The following is a 5,574-nucleotide window of genomic DNA, read 5'->3' on the forward strand; positions in this document are numbered from 1 at the left end:
TTGTCTCCAGTGTTCTGTCTGTCTTCTTGTCGGGCACTCAGGCGGCCGGGGTCTTCAGCAGCGCGAGCACGTCCTTGAACCGCGGATGGCGGCACGAATGCAGCCACTCGAATACGACCATCTCGGTGCTGACCACCCCCGCACCCGCCTCGCGCAGCCTCTGCATCGCGAGCGCGTGGTCCGAGACCTTACGCGATCCGCAGGCCGGCGCAACCACCCACACACGATGCCCGGCGCGCAGCAACCCCAACGCCGTCTGCAGCAGGCACACATGCGCCTCGCAGCCGGCCAGCACCACATCGCCCGTCGCGCCACCATCCGTCCGGATCAATTCCGACAGGCCATCGGCGCAGGCGTCGAAGTGCATTTTCGACAGGCTACTTTCGCAGAACTGACGCAGGCTCTCGACACTCGGTCCCAGCCCGGTCGGGTTCTGCTCGGTGCCGAGGGTGCGGATGCCCAGCAGCTGGGCGGCCCGAGCCAGCAGCGTCGCCTGCGCAAGCACCTCGTCGGCGTGGGCGATGGCCGGCATCAGCCGCTGCTGAAAGTCGACCAGCACCAGCGTGCTGCCGGGTGCGGACATCGCATTTGTCATCATCGTGCGGCTCCTTGCGTCCGGCCCAGGGCTCGCTCGACCAGCGCGTCGAGGTAGCGATCGAACAGGCCCTGCGATTCCTGATGGAACATGCGGATGCGGCCGGTGTGGCTCAACAGCAGCAGGCCCACGGTGTGCGCGAACAGCGCGGTGACCTCGGCCAGGGCGTCGCGCTCACCCAGGCCCAGTTGCGCCAGCGCGCGCTGCGCCGGTGCCAGCGCCGCGCGCAGGCGGGCATTGAGCTGCTCGTTGAGCTGCGGCGTCAGGCCGCGCGGTTGCAGGCCCTGGAACAGATAGAAGCCCAGATCCAGGTCGCGCGGGTTCTCGCGGTAGAAGCCGAAGAAGGCATTGGCGGCGCTGCGCAGGGTCGCCGCCTCGGCCGGCTCGCCCCGCCGCGCCGCGCCAGGCCGGGCCGCAGCCACGGCCTGGTTCAGGCGCTCCAGCGATTCGCCGAGCAGCGCGCCGTACATCTCCTCCTTGCTCGCGAAGTAGCTGTAGATCGCGCCCGGCGTGTAGCCGGCGCGGCGGGCGATCTCGCGCACGCTCGCGCGCTCGAGCCCGAGCTCGAAGAAGGCGGCCCGTGCGGCATCGAGCACCAGCGCGCGGCGTGCATCGGCCACGGCGCGCTGGCGCATCCCGCGCTCGGCGCTGGGCAGGGTGGTTGATTTCGGCATCGCTCGAATATACAGTTGATCAATTCTTTGAACACTGTTCAATTTTCCAAACCAACACCGCGAAGACCTGCCGCCATGAACGCTCCGACCTCCATCGCCCCGCCGGCTCGCCCGGCCACCCTGATGTCCGGCGCCGACTACCGCGACTCGCTGCGCCGCTACAAGCCGACGGTCTACGTCGACGGCCAGTTGGTCGACTCGGTGGCCGACGCGCCGTCGCTGCGCCCCGGCGTCAACGCCCTCGCCTACACCTACGACTTCGCCCGCGACCCGGCGATGGCGCCGCTGGCGCTGGCCGTGCAGTCGAGCCGCGGCTTCACCGTGAACCGCATGGCCCACATCAACGAGTCGGCCGGCGACCTGCTCAACAAGCTGGAGGCGGTGCGCCTGCTGTGTCAGGAGACCGGTTGCGCGCAGCGCTACCTGATGCACGACGCGCTGAACGGCATCGCCCAGGTCAGCGCGCGCCTGGACGACGCCAAGGGCAGTACCGAGCACCGCGCCCGCTTCCAGGCTTACCTGGCGCGCGTGCAGGACGAGGACCTGAGCCTCGGCGTCGCGATGACCGACGCCAAGGGCGACCGCAGCAAGCGTCCGCATCAGCAGGCCAACCCCGACACCTATGTGCACGTGGTCGAGCGCAACGGCAAGGGCATCGTGATCTCGGGCACCAAGGCCATCGTGACCGGCGCGCCCTACATGCACGAGCTGCTGGTCATGCCGGGGCGCAACATGGGCGCCGAGGATGCCGACTTCGCCGTCTGCTGCGCGGTGCCGATCGACGCGCCGGGCATGACGCTGGTGTCGCGCCCCGCGGGCCGGCCGGGCGACAAGCTCGAGCACGGCGCGGCGCTGTTCTCGCGCCGCTATGGCCAAGCCACCGCGGTGGTGATCTTCGACCGCGTGTTCGTTCCCTGGGAGCGCGTGTTCTATGCCGGCCAGGACGGCGAGTGGGAGCACAGCGGCGTGCTGACCTACAGCTACGCCACCCACCACCGCCACAGCTGCATCGCCGCGCGCGCCGGCTTCGGCGACCTGCTGATCGGCGCCGGCGCGCTGATGTGCGAGGCCAACGGCTTCGACCCCGGCGAGAAGAGCAACCTGCGCGAGCCGATGGTCGAACTGATCAAGATCACCGAGGGCTTCTTCGCCTGCGGCGTGGCCGCCAGTGTGTACGGCACGGCCGATCCGTACAGCGGCAGCTTCATGCCCGAGCCGGTGTTCAGCAACATCGGCAAGCTGCTGATGTCGACCCAGATCTACGACATGCACCGCCTGGCGCACGAGGTCTCGGGCGGCCTGATCGTCGCGCTGCCCGGCCCCGACGAGGACCACAACCCGGCCACCGCCGCCACGCTGTCCGAGGTGCTGCGCGCCAACCCGACAGTGCCCTACGACAAGCGCATCGAGGTCGCGCGTTTCATCGAGGACCTGACCGCCTCCTACCAGGGCGGCTGGTATTCGGTGATCAGCCTGCACGGCGGCGGCTCGCCGGCCGCGCTGAAGCAGGAGATCTGGCGCAACTACCCGGTGGGCAGCAAGGTGGAGCTGGTCGAGCGGCTGCTCGACCGCGGCGTGCTGCATGACGAGACGCGCGCGATCACGCGGAACCGCCAGCCGGGCCGCTGCTGCGACACCGGCTGCACCGTGCCGGGCCAGCCGGTGATGGTGGCGCTGCCGGAGTCGACGCGAAAGCAGGACTGAGCGTCCGCACTCAGCCCTGCGTGCGCACCACGATGCGGCCACGCACCTCGCCCCGCATCAAGCGGGCGGCGGCGTCGATGGCTTCGTCCAGGCCGATCTCGGTGGTCATCGACTGCAGCAGCGCGGGGTCCAGATCCTTCGCGAGGCGCGCCCAGGCCTGCTGGCGCAACGCCAGCGGCGCCATCACGCTGTCCACGCCGAGCAGCGCCACGCTGCGCAGGATGAAGGGCATCACCGTGCCCGGCAGGTCGGCGCCCTGCGCCAGGCCGCAGGCGGTCACGGCACCGCCGTAGCGCGTCTGGGCGCAGGCGTTGACGAGCGTGTGGCTGCCCACCGCATCGACCACGGCGGCCCAGCGTTCGGTCTGCAGCGGCTTGCCCGGGGCGCTCAGCTCGGCGCGGTCGATCACCGACTCGGCCCCGAGTTGCTTCAGGTAGTCGGCCTCGCTGGCCTTGCCGGTGGCTGCGACGACGCGATGGCCCAGCTTGTGCAGCAACGCCACGGCGACCGAGCCCACGCCGCCGGTCGCGCCGGTCACCAGCACCTCGCCGTCGCCGGCCTGGATGCCATGGCGCTCGAGCGCCAGCACGCTCAGCATCGCGGTGTAGCCGGCCGTGCCGATTGCCATCGCCTGCCGGGGCGTGAAGGCATCGGGCAGGCGCACCAGCCAGTCGCCCTTGAGCCGCGCCTTGCCGGCCAGGCAGCCCTTGTGGACCTCGGCGACGCCGAAGCCGTTGAGCACCACGCGGTCGCCGGCCTTCCAGGCGGGGTGGCGGCTCTCGATCACGGTGCCGGCGCCGTCGATGCCGGCGACCATCGGCCAGCTGCGCACCACCGGCAGGCGGTTGGTGATCGCCAGGCCGTCCTTGTAGTTGAGGGTGGAGTAGTCGATCGCCACCGTGACATCGCCGTCCGGCAGGAAGCTGTCGTCGACCTCGCGCACCTCGGCGCGAAAACCCTCGCTCTTGTCGAGCACCAAAGCCTTGAACATGTTCGCGTCTCCTCGTGAGTGGATGGTCGGGGTCGGTACTTGGCGGCTCAGTCGGGGCGACGAGCCGTCGGAAATCGGCAATGGCGGCCTCCAGCGGCGCGCCGTCACGCGCCAGGCGGGCACGCAGCACGGCCCCTTCCCAGGCCGCCCAGAAGCCGCGCGCGGCCAGCGCGGGGTCGAGCCCGCGGCGCACCTCGCCGCGCGCTTGCGCCGCGGCGAGCGCACGCGCCAGCACCTCGCCCCATTCGTCGAGCGAGGCCAGCAGGCGCTGCCGGAAGCCCTCGTGCAGCCCGCCCAGTTCCTGGCCCAGCGCCCCGACCAGGCAACCGCGCTGCCAGCCGTGCCGCGCCATGCCCTCGAGCGACTCGGCCAGGAAGGCGGCGAACTGCGCGTCGACGTGGTGCGCCGTCGGCGCTTCACCGCCGAAACAGCGCTCGAGCCGCTTCAGGAAGAACGCCTGGTAGCCCTCCAGCACCGCATAGCCGAAGTCGTCCTTGCTGGGGAAGTAGTGATAGAACGAGCCCTTCGGCACCCCGGCCGAACGCAACACTGCGTCCACGCCGCTGGCGGCCCAGCCGCGTTCGAGCACGGCCTCGATGCCGGCACGCACCAACCGGGCCCGCGTGCCGTCACGAGCGTCGCCGCGTTCGGCATGGCTGCGCCGGACGGCGACGGGGCGTGCGCGATCTGGCGCAAGGGAAGAGGCAGGCATGGCGCCCGAAGATTAGACCGATCGTCTACATTTTTCAAGGCCAACCGCCGCAGGCCCCTGCCGGGCACCGTCGATCGACCGAGAAAGTCAGCTAAGTGCTTGTGAAACAAGAAGTTTCCGCCTTGACGTCAGCGCCCGGCCGCCGCTATCTTCGCGGCCATGATCCGACTGCCCCGGAGCCTGCGGCCGCCATTGGCCAGCCTGTGCTTGGCCTTGTGCCTGGCCGGCACGAACGTGCAGGCCGAGCCGGGTGCCACCGACAGCGCGCCGGACAGCGTGGCCCGCTTCCTCGCCGAGCGCGGCCTGATCGAACCGATCCCGGCCGATTCCTCGTTCGCCCAGCAGGTGCGCGAGCGCGCCGCCGACTGGACCTCGGACCTCGTACTGTCGGCCATGAACTTCCTGGGCGTGCGCTACCGCCGCGGCGGCGAGACCGACGAGCAGGGCTTCGACTGCAGCGGTTTCACACGCCACGTGTTCGAGGCCAGCGTCGGCCTGGTGCTGCCGCGCCGCTCGAACGAGCAGGCCAAGGCGCCGGGCCTGCTGAACGTCAACCGCGACGAGCTCAAGCCTGGCGACCTGGTGTTCTTCAACACCCTGCGCACGGCGTTCTCGCATGTCGGCATCTACGTCGCGACGGCAAGTTCATCCACGCCCCCCGCACCGGCGGCAAGGTGCGTGTGGAGGACATGCGTGTCGCCTACTGGAGCAAGCGCTACGACGGTGCACGGCGTGCGCCGCAGCCGGCCGAAACGGCGGCCACGGCGAGCCCGGCATCGACACCCGCAGTCGCCGCGACCGCCCTCGCCTCGCCACTCGCCAGCCCCGGTCATTGAGCGGCGCGCACGGCGCGGCTCGGCGCCCGCGGCACATGCCGCATGGCCGAGCGCAGCATCCC

At 70.5% G+C, this 5,574-nt stretch carries 4 protein-coding genes and 2 pseudogenes; 2 read left to right on the forward strand and 4 right to left on the reverse strand.

The genetic code is table 11. From position 1 onward, the window contains the following. Positions 1 to 37 precede the first annotated feature (37 nt). Both Y694_RS19295 and Y694_RS19300 read right to left on the reverse strand, forming a co-directional pair. Entirely contained in the window at positions 38 to 598 is a 561-nt protein-coding gene (locus Y694_RS19295; RefSeq protein WP_011830102.1) for an isochorismatase family protein, read from the reverse strand. Next, positions 595 to 1,269, reverse strand: coding sequence for a TetR/AcrR family transcriptional regulator (locus Y694_RS19300; protein ID WP_049820812.1), 675 nt, complete (start codon positions 1,267 to 1,269; stop codon positions 595 to 597). The genes Y694_RS19295 and Y694_RS19300 overlap by 4 nt, the downstream gene beginning before the upstream one ends. Positions 1,270 to 1,344: 75 nt before the next feature. Between Y694_RS19300 and Y694_RS19305 the strand changes: the two genes are divergently transcribed. Then, positions 1,345 to 2,973, forward strand: a complete 1,629-nt coding sequence (locus Y694_RS19305; RefSeq protein WP_036235488.1) for a 4-hydroxyphenylacetate 3-hydroxylase family protein — start codon at positions 1,345 to 1,347, stop codon at positions 2,971 to 2,973. Between the two features lie 10 nt (positions 2,974 to 2,983). On the opposite strand, the gene Y694_RS19310 is transcribed toward Y694_RS19305, so the two are convergent. Further along, complete coding sequence (locus Y694_RS19310; protein ID WP_011830105.1) at positions 2,984 to 3,964, reverse strand: MDR family oxidoreductase; 981 nt, start codon at positions 3,962 to 3,964, stop codon at positions 2,984 to 2,986. A gap of 136 nt (positions 3,965 to 4,100) precedes the next feature. Then, positions 4,101 to 4,676, reverse strand: a pseudogene (locus Y694_RS26875) (TetR family transcriptional regulator C-terminal domain-containing protein); the annotation flags it as partial. Between the two features lie 159 nt (positions 4,677 to 4,835). Between Y694_RS26875 and Y694_RS19320 the strand changes: the two are divergent. Then, a pseudogene (locus Y694_RS19320) lies at positions 4,836 to 5,512 on the forward strand (C40 family peptidase). The last annotated feature ends 62 nt before the right edge of the window (positions 5,513 to 5,574 follow it).

The sequence above is a fragment of the Methylibium sp. T29-B genome (genome assembly GCF_000576225.1).
GTDB classification, from domain to species: domain Bacteria; phylum Pseudomonadota; class Gammaproteobacteria; order Burkholderiales; family Burkholderiaceae_C; genus Methylibium; species Methylibium petroleiphilum.

Bases quoted from the DNA above. Each gene is read 5' to 3' on its own strand.
- Y694_RS19300 (WP_049820812.1), bottom strand. From the start codon at position 1,269: ATGCCGAAATCAACCACCCTGCCCAGCGCCGAGCGCGGGATGCGCCAG.
- Y694_RS19310 (WP_011830105.1), bottom strand. From the start codon at position 3,964: ATGTTCAAGGCTTTGGTGCTCGACAAGAGCGAGGGTTTTCGCGCCGAG.
- Y694_RS19305 (WP_036235488.1), top strand. From the start codon at position 1,345: ATGAACGCTCCGACCTCCATCGCCCCGCCGGCTCGCCCGGCCACCCTG.
- Y694_RS19295 (WP_011830102.1), bottom strand. From the start codon at position 598: ATGATGACAAATGCGATGTCCGCACCCGGCAGCACGCTGGTGCTGGTC.